We start from the raw sequence: 17,883 nt of genomic DNA on the forward strand, positions 1-17,883 counted from the left end.
CGCACAGGATGAGCCAGACCGCATTGGCCCACATTGCGTGGCTGGGCAAGAAGTCCCCTTTCTGCGGCAACGTCACCTACGGCCTCTCCACCACCGAACGGCTGAGACAACGGGGCCACCGGATCAGCTTCATCCACTTCGACACACCAGCCGCCGGACTCGGCCTGCCCTGGGATCCCCTGCCCCTGGATCAACCTTGGGCCCCGCCGGACGCGGACCGGGTCGTCGGCGTCGATGCGGTGGCTGCCCCCGGCGGCCCCGGAACACTCCGGGGCCGCCGGGGGCAGGATCGCCCCATCCGGGGCCCTGCTCAGGCCAGGCTGCCCGGCGGCGAGGACGGCTGGGATGTGGCGCTGCCCTACCTGCTCAAGTCGCAGGTCTACACGATTCCCTCCCCCGGAGCGCAGCGGGAGCTGCGGGAGTCCCTGGAGCGGCTCCAGCCCGATCTGGTGCATGCCAGCCTCACGCTCTCCCCCCTCGACTTCCGGCTGCCGGATCTCTGCCAGCACCTCGGGGTGCCCCTGGTGGCCACCTTCCACCCGGCCTTCGACGCCGGGCTGCGCAACCTCACTGCCGGCACCCAGCAGCTCACGTATCAGGTCTATGCGCCGGCTCTGGCCCGCTTCGATCGGGTGATCGTCTTCTCCGATCTCCAGGCGGAGATGCTCGGTCGCCTCGGAGTGCGGCAGGAGCGCCTGGCCGTCATCCCCAACGGCGTGGACACCAGCTTCTGGGCTCCGGCTCCGGCAGGACCCGAATCGCCCGAGCTCGCGGCGCTGCGGATCCGCTTCGCCGGTCGCCGGGTCTTCCTGTACATGGGCCGCCTGGCCACCGAAAAGAACGTGGAAGCGTTGCTGCGCGCCTGGCGGCTGGTGCGTCCCTCCGGATGCTGCCTGGTGGTGGTCGGTGACGGCCCCCTGCGCAATGCCCTGCACAGCAACGTTGAGGAGCCCGATCTGATCTGGTGGGGCTACGAGTCCGATCCGCTCCAGCGGGCCGCCCTGCTGCAGGTCGCCGAAGTCTTCCTGTTGCCGTCCCTAGTGGAGGGATTGTCCCTGGCCCTGCTGGAGGCGATGGCATGCGGCGTGGCCTGTGTGGCCACCGACGCCGGCGCCGATGGGGAAGTGCTGGAGGGGGGGGCGGGCATCGTGATCAGCACCCAGGGCGTCACCACCCAACTGCGGACCCTGCTGCCCGTCCTGAGGGATCAGCCGGTCCTCTCCGCGGAACTGGGCCGTCGTGCCCGCGAGCGCGTTCTGGAGCGCTACACCCTGTCCCGCAACATCGATCGGCTCGAGCAGCTTTACGCCGAGCTGGTTCCGAGGCGGTCGCTCGCCCTCTGAGCGCCGCTCCTCTCTCCCGGGATCGCTTCCTGCAGGCTGCGGCTCAGGTCGGCTGTCAGCGTCTCGACGGCCCCGCGGCGATCCAGGCGGTAGGCACCCAGACGGGCGTCGACGCTGATCGGCTCCCCCACCCGCACCCGGACCGTCCAGGGGCCGAGCCCCGCAGCCGGACCATCCTCCCGGTCCCGGATCCAGGCGAGCGCTCTCCAGAAGATCCGCAGCACCTCGCCGTAGCGATCGATGCTCGGCCGCTCAGCCACGTAGGTGCCATCGAAGCTGGCAAAGGGTTCCGCCAGCCGCATGTGTCCCATCTGGAGGTCGGCCTCCGCCGCCGTCCAGTCGGCCAGACCCCGCTCCACGGGGGTCAGTCCCTCCAGATCGTCCCGATAGATGCGCTCCCAGCCCGCCTGCTCGATCCGGCGGCAGCGTTCACCGATCGTTCCCCGGGGCCGCAGGCCGAAATGGGTTTCCGCCTGGCCCAGGGCCACCTCCCGGAGTCGGGCCAGGCGAGCGGGAACATCCCCGGACGGCGTCCGGTCGACCGCCTGGGCCGGAGTTGTCCCGTCGTTCTGGGCGTAGAACCTCTCCAGCGCCAGGAGCAGGCCTTCGGCCAGACCCAGCAACCGGTTGTAACGATGCCGGGCCATCGCCTCTATCGGAGCCGCCTCGGACGGAAGCCCCAGCTGCCGTTCAAGCTCCCCGAGCAGCCGGTCGATCGGGGCCCAGTCCTGGCTGCGTGAGACGTAGCGGAGACCGATCGGCACGATCACTACCCGCGCATCCCGTTGTGCGGCAGCCAGATCCTCACAACACCAGAAGGCCATCTGGGCAAGGCCGGGCTCCAGGGGGCTGAGCAACTCGCCGAGGTTGTTGGTGGCGCCTTCCGGAGCGATCGCAAGGGGGAAAGGCCCGGTGGCGACCAGGGCCCGGGCCGTGCGGAGGGCCAGCCGATCCAGCTTGCCCCGCTGGATCGGAATCCCTCCCAGTTTCGCGAGCATCCAGCCCGCCGCCGCCCCCGCCCACAGAGGGATGCCGCGGTCGTAGAGAAACTGGCTGTGGACCGGTCCGGCCAGGGCCACCCCATGGCGCCGGGCGACCCTGGGCACCTCCCGCCAGAGCAACTGGGCCATCACCAGGGGATCGGTGGTGCTGGGGTGGCGAAAGGCGATCAGCAGGCGGATCCGGCCGGCCTGGGCGTCGGCGACCAGGCCGGCCAGACGTTCGCTGCCGCTGGCCTCGAAGCGCACCAGGCCCCGGGAGCGCAGCAGGAGGGGCAGCAGCCAGCGGCAGAGCCGATGCAGCCAGGGGGAATAGGCGGGAGGGATGAACCGGAGGGCCGGCTGGGCGGTCTGGATGCCTGCGGGGGGCATGGGTGCTCGGCGGGCGGGCCGGTGGAAGCCGGAGTCTGACCGGGCAGGACCCGACCGGAGGTCATCCGGCCCGGCTGTCGGCGTAGCGGCGGGACACCACCGACCAGTCGACCAGCGACCACCAGGCCTCGAGGTAGTCGGCCCGACGGTTCTGGTAGCCCAGGTAGTAGGCGTGCTCCCAGACATCGTTCCCCAGCAGCGGTGTGCCCCGTTCGGTCGCCAGGTCCATCAGGGGGTTGTCCTGGTTCGGGGTGCTCACCACCTGGAGCGCTCCGTCGGGTGTGGTGATCAACCACACCCAGCCCGAACCGAAGCGTCCCAGGCCGGCAGCCTGGAACGCCGCCCGGAGCTGCTCGATCGAGCCGAAGTCCCGCTCCACGGCCGCCTGCAGCGCTTCCGAGGGCTCCCCTCCCGCCCCGGGCCGGCTCAGGGAGGGCCAGAAGAAGGAATGGTTCCAGTGGCCGCCAGCGTTGTTGCGCGCGGTGGCTGGAAGCTGGGAGGCCTGTGCCAGGAGCTCCTCCAGCCCCAGCCCCCGCAGGCCGGGATTCCTGGTCACGGCGGCGTTGAGGTTGTCCACATAGGCCTGGTGATGACGATCGTGGTGGAGCGCCATCGTTCTGGCATCGATCACCGGCTCCAGCGCCTCGGCGGGATAGGGGAGTGGCGGCAGGCTGAAGCCGGGCCGGGCGGCCAGGGCCCCATGGACGGGAACGAGCAGCAGCAACAGGGCCACCAGGGGGGCAAGGATCCGTCGCATCGGCCAGGCCCGGCAGGGATCGGGGTGAGGAGCTCAAGTATGGCCAGGGCGGCGCCGACCCAGGCCGGGGCCGCCCTGGCCGCCGCAGGACCGTTCAGCTCAGCTCAGCTCAGCGCAGCAGGCGGCAAAGGCCGCGGCCGGATCCGCCGCGGCGGCGATCGGTCGGCCGATCACCAGCCGGCTGGCGCCCGCGGCGATCGCGTCCGCCGGTGTCATCACCCGCCGCTGATCCCCGCGGGGCGCACCGCTGGGACGGATGCCGGGCGTGACCAGGGCGAAGGGGGCGGGATGGGCCGCCCGCAGCGCCGCGACCTCCAGGGGAGAGCAGACCGCCCCGCCGATCCCGGACGCTGCCGCCAGGGCCGCCAGACGGTTCACGCGGGCCGCAGGCGGTTCGGCGATGCCCAGTTCGGCGGCGAACCGTGCCGGCTCCCAGCTGGTGAGCACGGTGACCGCCAGCAGCGTGGGGATGTCCTGGCCCGCCGCCGCTGCTCCCTCCAGGGCTCCGGCCTGGCCCGCCGCCAGGGCCTCGGCTCCCGCGCAGGCGTGCACCGTGATCAGCTCGGCCCCCAGCCCCGCCGCGCTGCGGCAGGCGCCGGCCATGGTGGCGGGGATGTCGTGGAACTTGAGGTCGAGGAACACCCGCAGGCCCAGATGGCGCAGGTCCCGCACCACCGCGGGCCCCGCGGCACTGAAGAGCTCGAGGCCCACCTTCACCCAGCGCAGCTCGGGGATCCCCGTCGCCAGGGCGAGGGCACTGGCCGCGTCGGGGCGATCGAGCGCGAGGATGACCCGCTCGGCGGGTGCGCTGCCGGCCTCGGGAGCCCGGGCGGGGTCGCTGCTCACGCCACCAGGCGCCGGAAGGTCTTCTTGCCCAGCTGGAGCACCCGCCCCTCCAGTTCGGAGGCCGCCGCGAACTCCCGGTCGGCATCGGTGAGCTTCTCGCCATCAAGCCGCACCCCTCCCCCCTGGATCTGACGGCGCGCCTCGCTGCTGCTGGCGCAGACCCCGACCGCCCTGAGCAGATAGAACGCCTTGGCCGGGAAGGACACGGCCGCCAGGGAGGCCTCGGGCACGGTGGGTAGCCTGAGCGGCGGGGCTGAGCCTGGGGAGGCGCGGGCGGTTGCCTGGGCCCGGACCTCGGGGCACTGCCCGCCCGCCACCAGCCGGGCGGCATCGGCCTGGGCGGCCGCGGCAACCTCCTGCCCATGCCGGCCGGCCGTGATCGCCAGCGCCAGCGCCTTCTGCCGCTCCCGCGGGTTCGGGGGCAGCGCCCCAGGCTCCAGGCCGGTCAACAGGGTCGCGTACTGATCGATCAGCGCGTCGGGCACTTTCTCGAGCTTGGAGTACATCGAGAGCGGGTCCTCGCTGAGGCCCACTGTGTTGCCGAGGCTCTTGCTCATCTTCTGCACCCCGTCGAGCCCTGGCAGGATCGGCAGCAGCGCTCCGAACTGGGGCCTCTGGCCGAAATGGCGCTGCAGATCGCGCCCCATCGCCACGTTGAACTTCTGGTCGGTGCCGCCCAGCTCCAGGTCGGCCTCAACCGCCACCGAGTCGTAGCCCTGCAGCAGGGGGTAGAGGAATTCATGCAGGGAGATCGGGCTGCCGGAGCCGTAACGGTTGGAGAAGTCCTCCTTGGCCAGCATCTGGCCGACCGTGCTGATGCCCAGCAGTTCGATCACCCGGGGGAGGTCGAGCCCGCAGAGCCAGTCGCCGTTGCGGCGCACCTCCAGCCGGCCCGGAGTGGTGAAATCCAGCAGGGCGCGCTCGGGTGGCTGCCCCTGGCCCAGCTGGGCCAGGTAGGTCGCGGCGTTGGCCTCCACCTCGGCCGCGCCCAGCTGCACCCGCGTGGCGTTCTTGCCGGTGGGGTCGCCGATGCGGGCGGTGAAATCGCCGATGATCAGCACGGCGGTGTGGCCGGCGTCCTGGAAGGCCCGCAGCTTCCGGAAGAGGATCGAGTGGCCCAGATGGATCTCGCTGCCCGTGGGGTCGATGCCCAGCTTCACCCGCAACGGCCGGTCCTCCCGAGCGGCCTGCTCGAGCCGGGCCGTCAGCGCCTGATCGGGATCGGACGAGGTGCCGGCCGGGAACAGATCGGCCAGTCCACGCTCCAGCCAGGCCGGCAATGCTTTCCCCATCCCTGCAAGCCCCATCCAGGCGATCGTAGGCAGCCCCTGACCCCCACCCTCCGGCCCGGAGGCGGCGAGCTGGAGGCCGACGGCGGCCTTTCAGCCGGCGGCCTCCAGCTCGCGCTTCATCCGCTCCAGGGTCTGCTGCATCTGCCCGAACATCTGCTCCGGAGTCATGCCGAACTGGCCGAGCTGGGTGCGCAGCTGCTCGACGGTGAGCTTGGCCTGGAAATCCTCGGAGAGCTCGAAGCGTTTCATGAACACGTGGTAGCGGTCCATTAACCCCTCCATCCGGTCGATGAACAGCTTCTTGCCTTCCCGATCGAACTTGCCGTAATCGCCGCCCAGCTGGGTGAGCTGCTGGTAGTCGACGAAGAGACGCCGGGCCTCGTCCTGCACGATCTCGGATTCGAAAAAGCCCATCGGGTGGCTCAGGCAGGGGGCGTTCCAGATGATTCTGGGTTCCACCCCAGCCGGGCGGGGAGTGTGGATTGACGTAATGGTTCGGCGCTACCGCTAACTTCGGCCTCAGAACATGTCGCCACCAGCGCCGCCATGGCCCAGGGGCATTGGTTGGATCCCCTCGCCCGGCGGTTGCTGGTGGCCACCGGCCAGCTGCCCCCCCGGCGGCCCACCCCGGCCCCGCTGGCGGCCGAACCTGACGCCCGGCCCGCCGGCGCGGAGGAACGGGCGGCGATCGAGCGCGATCTGCTGGCCCTCAAGCTGGCCCAGAATCCCGGTCTGCGGCTCAGCGACGAGGAACAGGTCCGCCACGCCGCGGCCCTGGGCTGGCGCCTGGATGTGAACCGGGCCACCGCCGCTGACTGGCTTCGGTTGCCGGGCGCCAGCCCGACCCAGGTGGACCTGCTGCTGCGACTGCAGGCCGGTGGGGTCCAGCTCAGCGGCCTGGAGGACCTGCAGACGCTGCTTGAACTCAGTGACGCCCAGATCCGCTGCTGGCAGCCCCTGCTCGACTTCCGCTGGTATGGCGAGAACGCTCCCCCCCGGCCGGCCCCGGTGGATCTGAACCGCTGCAGTGCCGAGCAGCTGCAGAGCCGGCTGGGGCTCGATTCCCAGCAGGGCAGGAGGCTCGTGCAGGAGCGGGGCCGGGGTCCGTTCCGGGATCTGGCCGATCTGCAGATCCGGTTGCACTGGTCCGCCTCCGTGGTGGAGAGCCTGATCGGGCGCGTCAGTTTTCTCCAGGTCTCCTCCGGCCCGGATCTGCCCCGGCCGGTCCGGCGCTCCCCGCCGGCCTGACCATGGCCGGCGCCCGCCAGGGGGATCTGTTCGGCGTCCGTGGGGGCGATCCGGCCCTGGCTGGAGGTGCGCCACCACCACCGCCGCTGCCGCTGCTGCGCCACCAGTTGCTCGACTGGCAGAACCGCCTGGGGGCTTTTCAGCGCCCCCTCTTCCCGACCGGGCTGCGGGGCGGGCGTGGAGCGCTGCAGGCGTCCCTGTTCCCGTCCGCCGCCCCCCCCGGCGGCGGACCCGCTGCCGGGGGGGGCGGCGCCGAGTCCGCGGCCCACCTGGATCCCCTCGCCCTGGCCCCACAAAGCCTGCAGTTCTGGCGCTGGCCGGAGCCTCCCCAGCACGGGCCGGCCCTGTATCTGGTCATGGACCGGCCGGCCCAGTTGGATCACCCCCTGCTGCTCTACGTCGGGGAGACCGGATGCGCCGATCGTCGCTGGAAGGGGGAGCACGACTGCAAGGGCTACCTGGCGGCCTATGGCGAAGCGCTGCGGCGGGCCGGCCTCGAGGCCGGCTGCAGCATCCGCTTCTGGGCCGATGTGCCCGCGGCGGTCCGGCCCCGGCGGGCCCTGGAGCAGGCCCTGATCCGGCTGTGGCAGCCCCCGTTCAACAAGGAGACCCGCCAGCGCTGGGCCACCCCCTTCACCAGCGATCCTGGCTGAGTCCCGTCGCTACGATCGCGGCCCGAAGGCCCCTCTCCCATGTGGTTCAGCTGCGCATCCACCCCTCTGGCCGACTGGAATGGCGATGCCCTGGCCGTGGGCCTGTTCCAGGACGAGCAGGGTCCGCTGCTGCAGACCCTGGAGGCCCACCTCGGCACCGATCTCGCCCCCTTTCTGGCCCAGCGACGCTTCCAGGGCAAGCCGGGGCAGACGGTGGCCCTCTCCAGGCTGGAGGGCCACCCCTCCAGCCTGGTGCTGGTGGGTCTGGGGCCGGCGGCCCGCTTCGATGGGGCGACCCTCCGCTCCGCGGCGGCGGCGGCGGCCCGGGCGCTGCCGCCACGTGGGGTCGAGGCTCTGGGGATGGCCTTCCCCTGGGCAGACCTGGATCCGTCCGAGGCGGCCCGCACGATCGCCGAGGCCGTCCGCCTGGCCCTGTACGCCGATGATCGCTTCAAGAGCGAGCCCGAGTCCCGCTCCACCCCGGCCACGGTGACCCTGCTGGGTTTGCCGGAGACGGCCGGGGCCGGCCTCGAGACCGTGGCCGCCACCTGCGCCGGGGTGGAGCTGGCGCGCCAGCTGGTGGCCGCTCCCCCCAACGTGGTGACGCCCCAGGCCCTGGCCGACACGGCCCGGGAAATCGCCAGCCGCTTCGGCCTGGAACTGAAGGTGCTGGAGCGCTCCGACTGCGAGGCGCTGGGAATGGGGGCCTACCTGGGCGTGGCGCAGGGGTCGAGCCTGCCGCCCCAGTTCATCCATCTCACCTACCGCCCTGAGGCGGGGGCCGGGCGTCGGCTGGTGCTGATCGGCAAGGGCCTCACCTTCGACTCGGGTGGATACAACCTTAAGACGGCCGGATCCCAGATTGAGATGATGAAGTACGACATGGGCGGCAGTGCCGCGGTGCTGGGAGCCGCCCGCGCCATTGGCGAGCTCAGGCCGGCGGGTGTGGAAGTGCACGTGATCGTGGCCGCCTGCGAAAACATGATCAGCGGGGGGGCCATCCATCCCGGGGACATCCTCACCGCCTCGAACGGCAAGACGATCGAGATCAACAACACCGACGCGGAAGGGAGGCTCACCCTGGCGGATGCCCTCGTCTACGCCGCCTCCCTCGAGCCCGACGCGGTGGTGGACCTGGCCACCCTCACCGGTGCCTGCGTGATCGCCCTGGGTGAGGAGATCGCTGGCCTCTGGTCCCCCTGCGATGCCCTGGCCCGGGCCCTGCTCGACGCCGGAAGCCGCGGAGGTGAACAGTACTGGCGCATGCCGCTCCAGGCTTCCTACAAGGAGGGCCTCAAGAGCCCCGTCGCCGACCTCAAGAACACCGGCCCCCGCCCCGGTGGAGCCATCACCGCCGCTCTCTTTCTGCAGGATTTCATCCCGGCGGCGATCGCCTGGGCCCACCTCGACATCGCCGGCACCGTCTGGAGTGAGAAGGGCCGGGGGGCGGATCCGGCCGGGGCCACCGGCTTCGGGGTCCGCACCCTGGTGAACTGGGTCTGCGGAGGCGGTGCCGCTTAAGGTTGTCGCCACTGACGCCGGATTCCGACGCCATGGCCGCTCACAAGATCCGCTGGTACATCCGGGCCCAGCTGGGCGTGTTGCTGCTTCCGCTCGGGATCGTTCTGGTCGGCGAAGCCATCACCCGCCGCACGTTGCAGCTCACCCCGAATCTGGGGGCTCCGGGGCCCTGGTTCTGGTATGGCACCCTGGGCCTGATCTGCGTCACGGCCGGGGTGGGCCTGATGGTGGAGAGCGGCCTGCTGCGGGGCTACCCACGGGGAACCTCCGCCTTCAAGTCCGATCCCGGGCCCTGAGGGCTCAGGCGGCCACCGGTTTGCTGTCCCCCCTCCGGTTCAGGAGGGAGCCGGGCTCCTCCAGCTCATGGATCTGCCAGCGGGCCCGTTCACCGAAGGCCCGCAGCAGCCGATCGAGATCATCCACGGCCTGCTTGGGGCTGTCATAGGGACCGATATGCCGGGTCAGCAGACCGTCGCGGATCGTCAGCAGATACATACCCAACTCCGCACGCCACAGTGAACAACGCTAGGTGGACGGCTGGATTCTGGGAAGAGTCGGCTGTCACACTCACCCCCGCCGTCCCCAGGGAAGAGCGGTGCGGGCCTTGGCACCCCAGAGCCGATCGAGCCGCCGGTCCCGCCCGCAGGACCAGCGGTAGTAGGTGTATTTGGCCTTGTTCCGCTCGGCGTAGTTCTGGTGATAGTCCTCGGCGGTCCAGAACCGATCAAGGCGACGCAGCTCCACCCGGATCGCGGCGGGGCTGAGGCCCAGCTCACGGGCCGCCGCCTGCTGGCTGGCCCGGGCCTGCTCCTGCTGCTGTGGCCCCCGGGTGAAGATCGCCGGCCGATAGGAGGGACCGCGATCACAGAACTGGCCGCCACCATCGACGGCGTCGACGTTGCGCCAGTAGGCGCGCAGCAGGGTGGGGTAGGAGAGGCGTGTGGTGTCGAAGCGGATCCGCACACTTTCGATATGGCCGGTGCCCCCGGCGGTGACCTGGCGGTAGGTGGGCGAGGCCACCGTGCCGCCGCTGTAGCCGCTCACCGCCTCCACCACCCCCGGGAGCGACTCGAGATCGTGTTCCAGGCACCAGAAACAGCCCCCCGCCAGGACGGCCTCCTCGATCGCGGCCAGAGCCGGAGCCGCCGGGCCCAGCAGCAGCAGCAGGGCCAGTAGCAGGGGCAGGGGCCGCCAGGAGGTCCAGGGGGGGCGCTGTGGCCCGATGCGGCGCTTCATGGGACAGGTTCTGGCTCGGTCGCCGGAACGGCGAACTGGTCGAGGATCTCACGGGCGGCCCTGCGGGTGACGCCGGGTTCCCCGAGCAGGCCGCGCAGCCGGTCGTAGCCGGTCAGCATCCGCTCGCGGGCCGGGCCCGGATCCAGCAGGGGGAGGGCCGCCACGACGATCGCGGCGGGGGTGAGGTCGTCCTGGAGGAGTTCCGGCACCAGCCGCTCCCCCAGCACCAGGTTCACCGGAGAGATGTGGGGCACGTTGAAGCCCAGCAGCCGCTGGGCCACGAAGGCCGTGACCCGGCTGAGCCGGTAGCCCACCACCTGCGGCACCCGGCGCAGGGCGAGCTCAAGGTTCACGGTGCCGGATTTGGTCAGAGCCAGGTCGGCCACGGCGCAAAGGGCCGGTTTGAGGGCGTCGGAGCGGGAGGCGGGAATCACGCTGGCCTCCACTCCCGCCTGCTTCAGCTGCTGGGCCAGGGGCTCCTCGAACGCCGCCAGGCCGGCCGGAACGAGCACCCGCAGGCCGGGGCGGAGGCGCTGCAGTTCGCTGGCGGCGGCGGCCAGCGTCGGCATCAGATAGCGCATCTCCTGGGGACGGGAGGCGGGCAGCACCAGCAGGACCCGCTCATCGGGGCCGAGCCCGAGCAGTACCCGGGCCTGCTCGGGCGACGGCGGATCGGGCAGGGTGTCGATCAGGGGATGGCCGACCCAGGTGACCCGGGCACCACGGGCCGCATAGAAACGGGCCTCCTCCGGGAAGATCGCCAGGATCCGGTCGGTGAAGCCGATCAACCGGGTGGTGCCCCCCTCCCCCAGCCGGAAGGCCCACTCCTGGGGGGCGATGTAGTAGAGGATCGGCACCGATGGACAGGTGCGTCGGATGCGGCGGCCCAGGCTGACGTTCGCCCCCATGTAATCGATCAGCACCACCCCGTCGGGGGGGGTGCGCCGCAGCCAGCGGCCGACCCGGCGCTGCAGCCGCAGGGTGGGGAGCACAAGGGGAAGCGCCTCCCAGAGGCCGATCGCGCCCAGGGGGGAGGTGTTCGCCAGCAGATGGGCACCGGCCCGCTCCATCCGCTCCCCCCCCAGGGCCTCGATCTCGAGGGGCAGGGCCCGCCGGACGGCCTCCTCGTGCAGGGCCCGGATCAGCATTCCTCCCTGGAGGTCCCCCGACACCTCTCCGGTGCTGATCAGCAGGCGCACCATCAGCGCTGGGGCGGCAGGGGGCCGCGGCGGCCGGGAGCGATCGAGGCCTCCAGAAATCCACACAGCGCTTCGGAGGCCGGCAGCAGCCGCTCCTGCCGGATGCTCGCCAGCGCCTGCACCAGCACCTCGTCGCCTCGGTACAGGCGGTTCCAGACGCGCTGCAGCTGTTGCAGCTCCTCGCCGCCGTCCTGCTCCGCCAGGCCGCTGCGCTTGAGCCCGATGCGGTTGAGGCCGCGCAGCCGGCCGGGATGCCCTTCCACGATGGCAAAGGGAGGCACATCGCGATCGATGCGGCTCATCCCGCCCACCATGGCCAGCTTGCCGATGTGCACGAACTGGTGAATGCCCGACAAACCACCGATCACGGCCCGGTCGCCGATCACCACATGGCCGGCGATCGCCACGCTGTTGGCCACCACGACCCGGTCGCCCAGTTCACAGTTATGGCCCACGTGGCTGTAGGCCATCAGCAGGTTGCCGCTGCCCAGCCGGGTCTGCTCCCCGTCGGCCGTGGCGCGGTTGATCGTGACGCACTCGCGGATCGTGTTCTCATCCCCGAGCACCACTTCGGTGGGGGCTCCGCCGTACTTGAGATCCTGGGGTTCCAGCCCGATGCAGGCCCCCGGGAAGATCCGGTTGCGCTCGCCCATGCGCACCCGGCCATCGATCACCACATGGGGGCCGATGCGACAGCCCGCCCCGAGCTGCACCTCAGGACCGATCACCGAGAACGGACCGATCTCCACACCCTCGCCGAGCTGGGCACGGGGGTCGACCACCGCGGTGGCGTGAATGGTCGTTTCCACGGCTGTGCGGGTCATCGGCTCAGTCCACCAGGGAGAACATCAGTTCCCCGGAGCACACCAGGTCCGAGGCGACGGTGGCTTCGGCCCTCACTTTGCCGAACCTCCTGCGCTTGAGGCTCAGCAGCTCGCAGCTGATCAGCAGCTGGTCCCCCGGCACCACCGGCCGTCGGAAGCGCACCCCGTCGATCCCGGCGAACACGAACAGCCCCTTGGGAAGATCGGGCATCTGGGTGACGATCAACCCGCCCACCTGGGCCATCGCCTCGACGATCAACACTCCGGGCATCAGCGGACGACCGGGGAAATGCCCCTGGAACTGGGGCTCGTTGAGGGTCACGTTCTTGAGCGCCACGGCCCGTTTGCCGGGCTCATAGTCGATCACCCGGTCCACCAGGGCGAAGGGGTAGCGGTGGGGGAGCAGGTTGAGGATCTGCTCGCTGGTGAGCAGGGGGGCGCCGGCGGAGGGAACGGACAACGGGCTTCAGGTCGATCGGGACTGGGCGGCCAGGGCTGACGCCAGAGCGGTGTGCAGCCGGTGAGATCCGCGGAAGGCGAACACCTGGGCCTGGGGCAAGCCCACCAGCGCCAGGTCCCCCAGCAGGTCCAAGAGCTTATGGCGCACCGGTTCCTGCTCGAATCGCAGCGGTGGATTGAGCCAGTGGTCTCCAGCGCAGACCAGGGCATTGTCGAGGGCCCCGCCCCGGATCAGACCGGCGGCCCGGAGCTGCTCGATCTGGTCGCGGAAGCCGAAGGTGCGGGCTGGGGCGATCTGATCGACGAAGCCGGCGGGGGTGAGATCGAGGCTGAATGACTGCTGGCCGATCGCCGCCTGGGAGAAGGTGATCGCCGCCCCGATCCGGGGTCGCTCGCTGGGCATGGCGATGGCGAAGCTCTGGCCTTCCACGACGGTGACGGGCGTGCTCAGCACCTGCAGCGCGCTCCGGGGGCCCAGATCCTGGAGACCGGCTTCGGCGATCGCCTCCACCCAGGGCAGCGCCGAGCCGTCGAGCAGCGGCACTTCCTCCCCCTCCACCAGAATCTCGAGGTGGGAGAGCCCGGTTCCGGCCAGGGCCGCGAGCAGATGTTCCACCGTGGCGAGGCGACGCTGGCCGAGGCGCAGGGCCGTGCACAGCTGGGTGTCGCTCACCTGGGAGGGGTGCAGCGGGATCAGTGCGGCGGAGGCCGCATCCAGCCAGCCCACGGCGAAGCCGGCCCGCTCGCTCGGCTGCAGTCGCACCCGGCAGGATGCGCCGCTGTGCAGGCCGATGCCGGCCCGCTCGACGGGGGCCGACAGCGTCCAGGCATGGCCGTAATCCTCGGGCCAGGCGGTCACTTAGAACTTCCAGCCGACACCGAGATTGAAGCGCCAGTCCCCGCTGAAGTCCTCGCTGGCCACCTCGAGGCGCAGAGGCCCCACTGGTGTGGTGACGATCAGGCCGGTACCCACCGAGAAGCCACTTCCCGGCTTGTTGAGCAGGGTGCCGGGATTACCCGGAACTCCCGCCTGGGAGCCGAAGGTCGTACCGCCGTCGATGAACAGTTCTCCGCTCACGATGCTGAACAGCGGAAAGCGGTATTCGATCGTGGCCTCACCGAAGCTGCGGCCGACTCCGAGGTCGCAGTCGGCATAGCCGCGAACGGAGTTGGAGCCGCCCAGGCAGAAGGCTTCATAGGGGGGCAGATCGCCGATGTTGGTGCCGGCGGACACCTGGAAGGCCAGGGCCTGCTTGCAATCGGGCGTTTCGCCCGGCTTGGGACGACAGCCCTTGTAGAACTTCAGCCAGTTCACTGGAATGAAATAGCTGTAGCTGGCCCGAACGCGGTTGAAGGTGGGGGAATCCTCGCCAACTGAGACGAATTGCTCGGTGCCGACGCTGAGGAAAGAGCCCGAGGTGGGATTGCGGGGGTCGTCAAGACTGTTCCGGGTGATGCCCACCCGAACGCCCAGCAACTGGTTGTTGCGGGCACAGTTGAAGGCGATGCAGATCACGTCGTCGATCGGCGCATCACGGCCGTCGAAGTTGTTGGTGCTGACGCCGAATGGCATGCTGTCGCCAGCGAAGTTCATTGGCGTGACTTCCTGGGCGCTGGCTCCGACCACCACATTCCAGAGCGCCCGCTTGAAGGGATTTCCACCGTTCAGTGGGCGGACGAACTGGATGTTGCCCCCAACGCGCTGAATCACGACGGAATTGCCATCGAAATCGAACCAGCTGTTGTTGGGTGACTCCGATTCCGCTTGGGAGACGGAGCTGAATCTCCGGCCTTCAGGATTGTTGTTGTTGTTGATGTTGAAGGCAACCTTGGTGTTAGGAGCCTCGTAAAAATCGGAAACGGTGTTGATGTTGCCGTTGTCCTGGCTCTGGAAGATCTGAGGAACCTCTCGGCTGAGGAACAGGCGAGCCCGGAAGGCCGTCCGGTATTTGTCGCCCTTGATCCAGGGGTCGGTGAAGGTGATGTCGGCCAGGCCGCCGAACTGGCCGTAGGTGAAGTTGAGACCAAGATCCCAGGCCCGGCCCAGTAGATTGCTGTCCTGTAGCTGGATCTGACCGAAGACCCCCTGGCTCTGGCTGTACCCCAGGCCGCCGGAGAGGGATCCGGATGACTGCTCGACGACACCGAGCACAATGACCACTTCCCCGGGCTTGGCCGGCACTGGGCGCAGGGTGACCTTGATGTCACCGAACAGTCCGGTGCCGTACAGCCGCTTGATGTCCTCCTCGAGATTGCGGCGGTTGAAGGTCTCCCCAGGCTTGATCGAGATCTCCCGGGTGACCACCCAGGTTTTCGTCTTGCCGCGGATCGGCTCACCCTTGTCGTTGGTGGCGGAGCCTTCCTTGTTGAGAAACTGAACTTCCACCGCTTCGACCGTTCCCTCCCGAACGGTCAGCACCACGGTACCGTCGGGGCTGACCCGGTTCGGGCCCGTGACCCGGGCCAGGGAATAGCCCTGATCCGCGTACCACTTCTGCAGGTCCTGCATGCGCGACTGCAGGGTGTTGAGGTTCAGGGTCCGGCCGTAATCGGCGGCGAAGGTGTCGGTGACCACCTCGGGTGGGATCTTGACCTTCTCGGCATCGAACTCCACCGTCTCCAGCACGGGGTTGGCGGTGGCGATCACCACCACCTGAACCCCCAGGGGGCCGTCGACCGGTTGGATGCGGACATCCGAGAACCAGCCGCTGGCGTAGATCGCCGAGAGATCCGTCTGCAGTTCGCTGCGGGTGACCCGGCTGCCGGGGCGCACCACCATCGCGTCGTAGACGGCCAGTTCGAGCCGCTCCCGTTCCGGATGGCCTTCGAGCCCCTGGACCACCACCTCGCTCACCAGCACCTGGGGCTCGGCCGGCTCCGCCGGGGTCAGGCCGGCGGGAGGGAAGCTCGAGGGCGGGGCCGCCGGGGAGGGATCGAACTGGTTGAGCGGGTCGCTCTCCGGGGCCGCCGGGGCGCCCTGGCCGTCGGCGGGTGGTCCGGTCTCCGCGGGGGGGGCATCGGGCTCTCCGGCCGTCGGGGCGTCCGGGGCGCTGCCGGGGGGCGTTGGCTGGGCCTGGGCCGTCTGGGCGGGATCCGACTGGGCCAGAACCCGCACGGGGCTCAGCAGGACCGCCGCTCCCAGGAGGGGGAGGCCCAGCAGCAGGGCCAGGGGCCACGGTCGTGCAGGCGCCTCGGAGGCGGCCGGCCCGGTCTGGGCGTTGGGGGTGACACCCATGGTTCTCCGAGGCAACGCGGCAGCGCCGCAAATTGGCGTGACCTTACCTGTAGATGAGGGGTCCGGGGATGGCCCCTTGGACCCGTTTGAGGACCTCCCCATAGGCTTCGGTCACACCGCCGAGATCCTGTCGGAAGCGGTCCTTGTCGAGGATCCGCTCGTTGGGGTCGCTCACGTCGCGGTCCCACAGCCGGCAGGTGTCCGGGCTGATCTCATCGGCCACCACCAGCTGGCCATCGCCGCTGAAGCCCAGTTCGAGCTTGAAATCCACCAGCACGAGGCCCAGGTCGGCGAACAGTTCCAGCAGCACCCCGTTGACGCGGCGGGCCAGCTGCTCCAGCTCGTTCCGCTGTTCGGGGGTGACCAGGGCCAGGCGCTTCAGCCGCGCTTCGCTCAGCAGGGGATCGCCGTAGGCATCGTCCTTGTAGTACAGATCAAGCAGGGGGGGATCCAACGGCGTGCCCTCGGCGATCGGCATCTGCCGGCAGAGGGAGCCGGCTGCCAGGTTGCGGATCACCACCTCCAGGGGGATCACCCGCACTGGCCGGACCAGCATCCAGCGACGCTCGCCCACGCCCAGATAGTGGGTGGGGAGGCCGCAGCGCCCCAGATGCTCGAACAGCAGCGCCGAGATGCGGCAGTTGAGGTCGCCCTTGCCTGGCAGCTCCTCCTTCTTCAGGGCATTGAAGGCGGTGGTGTCGTCCTTGAACTCCACGGCGATCAGGTCCTCCCGGTCGGTCCGGTACACCCGTTTGGCCTTCCCCTCGTAGAGCAGGGGGCCCAGCTGATAGGGGGTGGTCATGGAGAGGAGGGGGAGATGGAGTTCGGCTCGACGGGCTCGGATGCGGCGTGGCCCCCGGGGCTGCGGGGGGAGCGCAGCTGGCGCTCCAGCTCCTCGCTGCGCTGCGCCTGGTCGGGATCGACACTGCGGAGCAGCCACTCGGTGTAGGCGTCGTCGATGCGCTGGCTGAGCCGCAGACGGCGGTCGTAGGCAAGGCCGGCATCGCCCCCCTCCGCCAGTTGCAGGCGGAGCTGAACGTCGAGCAGCTCGGCGGCCAGGCCCCAGGCCCCCGCGGCGGCGGCCTGGTCCAGCGCGGTTTCGAGCAGGCCATTGCGTTCGTCCAGGGGCAGGAACCCCAGCAGCCGGGCCGCCGTCCTCAGCCGTTCGGCCGCCATCACCCCGGGGAGCCGCCCGGCCAGCAGCACCTCAGCCGCCTCCCGGTTCCGACCCATCACCTCGAGATGACCCGCCAGCACATCCAGGGCGGCTCGGGTGTCGAGGCTGCCGTCCTCCCGCAGGCGGACGGGCAGAGCCATGGTCTCCAGGCTGGCCAGATTGCCTGCCGCCAGTCGCCGCAGCGCCTCCGAAGCCCGCCGGTGGTTGAGTCCAGCGTTGGCCGCCCGCCACTGCTGGATCAGCCACTGCTGGCGCTCCAGCCCTGGGCCGGGGCCGTAGCGATCGAGCACCCCCAGGGCCGCCTCGGGTGCCAGACAACTGATCAGTGCGTTGGCATTGGCGAGCACCACCGGCAGGGGCTGGGGGACGGGCCGCACGGCCATCAGCCGGTCCCTGAGCAGCCGTAACCGCTGGGGCTGATCGAACCGGGCGGAGTCCTGGCAGGCCAGCTCCAGCACCGACAGCACCTCGGAGGCCAGGGCCGCCTCGAAGGTGGCCTCGCTCATCGCCGGAGACACCGGTGCCGGTGTCTCCCCTGCCCCCCCTGCGGCCCCCCGGGCCGGCATGGGGGCGATCGCTCCGCCACCGAGCCAGGCCAGCGCCAGGGCCAGGGCGGCCCCGGAGACCCCCGGGGCCGGCCGATGCCTCCGGGGCGCGGGGCCCGCCGGCATGTAAAGAGGAAGAGACACGTCTGACGGTCCACCGGCGCTCAACTTAAGAGCC

Annotated in this window: 19 protein-coding genes; 5 read left to right on the forward strand and 14 right to left on the reverse strand. The window is 70.3% G+C overall.

Annotated features, from left to right (window positions below; all coding sequences use genetic code 11):
• Positions 1-23 precede the first annotated feature (23 nt).
• Positions 24-1,343 carry a glycosyltransferase family 4 protein gene (locus tag ACWJI7_RS07045; RefSeq protein ID WP_479936548.1) on the forward strand — a complete coding sequence of 440 codons (1,320 nt, stop codon included), beginning with the start codon at positions 24-26 and terminating at the stop codon, positions 1,341-1,343.
• Here the strand turns inward: ACWJI7_RS07045 and ACWJI7_RS07050 are convergent.
• The 5 genes from ACWJI7_RS07050 to ACWJI7_RS07070 all read right to left on the reverse strand — a co-directional run bounded on the left by ACWJI7_RS07050 (position 1,304) and on the right by ACWJI7_RS07070 (position 6,022).
• Positions 1,304-2,713, reverse strand: a complete 1,410-nt coding sequence (locus tag ACWJI7_RS07050; protein ID WP_479936549.1) for a 1-acyl-sn-glycerol-3-phosphate acyltransferase — start codon at positions 2,711-2,713, stop codon at positions 1,304-1,306. The two genes, ACWJI7_RS07045 and ACWJI7_RS07050, sit on opposite strands and share 40 nt — an antisense overlap.
• Positions 2,714-2,774: 61 nt before the next feature.
• Positions 2,775-3,470 (reverse strand): superoxide dismutase, encoded by a 696-nt coding sequence (locus tag ACWJI7_RS07055; protein ID WP_479936550.1) that lies wholly within the window; start codon positions 3,468-3,470, stop codon positions 2,775-2,777.
• 99 nt (positions 3,471-3,569) lie between these two features.
• Entirely contained in the window at positions 3,570-4,316 is a 747-nt protein-coding gene (gene pyrF / locus ACWJI7_RS07060) for an orotidine-5'-phosphate decarboxylase (RefSeq protein WP_479936552.1), read from the reverse strand.
• The gene (gene tyrS / locus ACWJI7_RS07065; RefSeq protein ID WP_479936554.1) at positions 4,313-5,623 is read right to left on the reverse strand and encodes a tyrosine--tRNA ligase; all 1,311 of its coding nucleotides are present in this window, start codon (positions 5,621-5,623) and stop codon (positions 4,313-4,315) included. Before tyrS ends, pyrF begins: the two co-directional genes overlap by 4 nt.
• A 75-nt stretch (positions 5,624-5,698) precedes the next feature.
• A complete protein-coding gene (locus tag ACWJI7_RS07070) occupies positions 5,699-6,022 on the reverse strand; it encodes a DUF1825 family protein (RefSeq protein WP_479936555.1) in 324 nt (107 codons plus the stop codon).
• Between the two features lie 132 nt (positions 6,023-6,154).
• Between ACWJI7_RS07070 and ACWJI7_RS07075 the strand changes: the two genes are divergently transcribed.
• The 4 genes from ACWJI7_RS07075 to ACWJI7_RS07090 are packed head-to-tail and all read left to right on the forward strand — an operon-like array spanning position 6,155 to position 9,326.
• Positions 6,155-6,856: a ComEA family DNA-binding protein gene (locus ACWJI7_RS07075; RefSeq protein ID WP_479936557.1), complete on the forward strand. Its 702-nt coding sequence runs from the start codon at positions 6,155-6,157 to the stop codon at positions 6,854-6,856.
• A 2-nt stretch (positions 6,857-6,858) separates the two neighbouring features.
• Entirely contained in the window at positions 6,859-7,509 is a 651-nt protein-coding gene (locus ACWJI7_RS07080; RefSeq protein ID WP_479936558.1) for a GIY-YIG nuclease family protein, read from the forward strand.
• 39 nt (positions 7,510-7,548) lie between these two features.
• Complete coding sequence (locus ACWJI7_RS07085) at positions 7,549-9,030, forward strand: leucyl aminopeptidase (RefSeq protein ID WP_479936559.1); 1,482 nt, start codon at positions 7,549-7,551, stop codon at positions 9,028-9,030.
• Positions 9,031-9,062: 32 nt separating this feature from the next.
• Positions 9,063-9,326: a hypothetical protein gene (locus tag ACWJI7_RS07090; RefSeq protein WP_479936561.1), complete on the forward strand. Its 264-nt coding sequence runs from the start codon at positions 9,063-9,065 to the stop codon at positions 9,324-9,326.
• 4 nt (positions 9,327-9,330) lie between these two features.
• On the opposite strand, the gene ACWJI7_RS07095 is transcribed toward ACWJI7_RS07090, so the two are convergent.
• The 9 genes from ACWJI7_RS07095 to ACWJI7_RS07135 form a co-directional block, all read right to left on the reverse strand.
• On the reverse strand, positions 9,331-9,525 hold the full coding sequence (locus ACWJI7_RS07095) for a hypothetical protein (RefSeq protein ID WP_479936563.1): 195 nt from the start codon (positions 9,523-9,525) through the stop codon (positions 9,331-9,333).
• Positions 9,526-9,597: 72 nt separating this feature from the next.
• Entirely contained in the window at positions 9,598-10,266 is a 669-nt protein-coding gene (msrA, locus tag ACWJI7_RS07100; protein ID WP_479936565.1) for a peptide-methionine (S)-S-oxide reductase MsrA, read from the reverse strand.
• Complete coding sequence (gene lpxB / locus ACWJI7_RS07105; RefSeq protein WP_479936567.1) at positions 10,263-11,468, reverse strand: lipid-A-disaccharide synthase; 1,206 nt, start codon at positions 11,466-11,468, stop codon at positions 10,263-10,265. The genes msrA and lpxB overlap by 4 nt, the downstream gene beginning before the upstream one ends.
• Positions 11,468-12,289 carry an acyl-ACP--UDP-N-acetylglucosamine O-acyltransferase gene (gene lpxA / locus ACWJI7_RS07110; protein ID WP_479936568.1) on the reverse strand — a complete coding sequence of 274 codons (822 nt, stop codon included), beginning with the start codon at positions 12,287-12,289 and terminating at the stop codon, positions 11,468-11,470. The genes lpxB and lpxA overlap by 1 nt, the downstream gene beginning before the upstream one ends.
• Before the next feature lie 4 nt (positions 12,290-12,293).
• Positions 12,294-12,749, reverse strand: coding sequence for a 3-hydroxyacyl-ACP dehydratase FabZ (fabZ, locus tag ACWJI7_RS07115; protein ID WP_479936570.1), 456 nt, complete (start codon positions 12,747-12,749; stop codon positions 12,294-12,296).
• A 6-nt stretch (positions 12,750-12,755) separates the two neighbouring features.
• Complete coding sequence (lpxC, locus tag ACWJI7_RS07120; RefSeq protein WP_479936572.1) at positions 12,756-13,607, reverse strand: UDP-3-O-acyl-N-acetylglucosamine deacetylase; 852 nt, start codon at positions 13,605-13,607, stop codon at positions 12,756-12,758.
• On the reverse strand, positions 13,608-15,983 hold the full coding sequence (locus tag ACWJI7_RS07125; RefSeq protein WP_479936574.1) for a BamA/TamA family outer membrane protein: 2,376 nt from the start codon (positions 15,981-15,983) through the stop codon (positions 13,608-13,610).
• Between the two features lie 43 nt (positions 15,984-16,026).
• Positions 16,027-16,785 carry a phosphoribosylaminoimidazolesuccinocarboxamide synthase gene (gene purC / locus ACWJI7_RS07130; RefSeq protein WP_479936576.1) on the reverse strand — a complete coding sequence of 253 codons (759 nt, stop codon included), beginning with the start codon at positions 16,783-16,785 and terminating at the stop codon, positions 16,027-16,029.
• On the reverse strand, positions 16,782-17,831 hold the full coding sequence (locus tag ACWJI7_RS07135; protein ID WP_479936578.1) for a hypothetical protein: 1,050 nt from the start codon (positions 17,829-17,831) through the stop codon (positions 16,782-16,784). Before ACWJI7_RS07135 ends, purC begins: the two co-directional genes overlap by 4 nt.
• Between the last annotated feature and the right edge of the window lie 52 nt (positions 17,832-17,883).

Source organism: Cryptocyanus atlanticus LEGE 06306 (assembly GCF_056633155.1).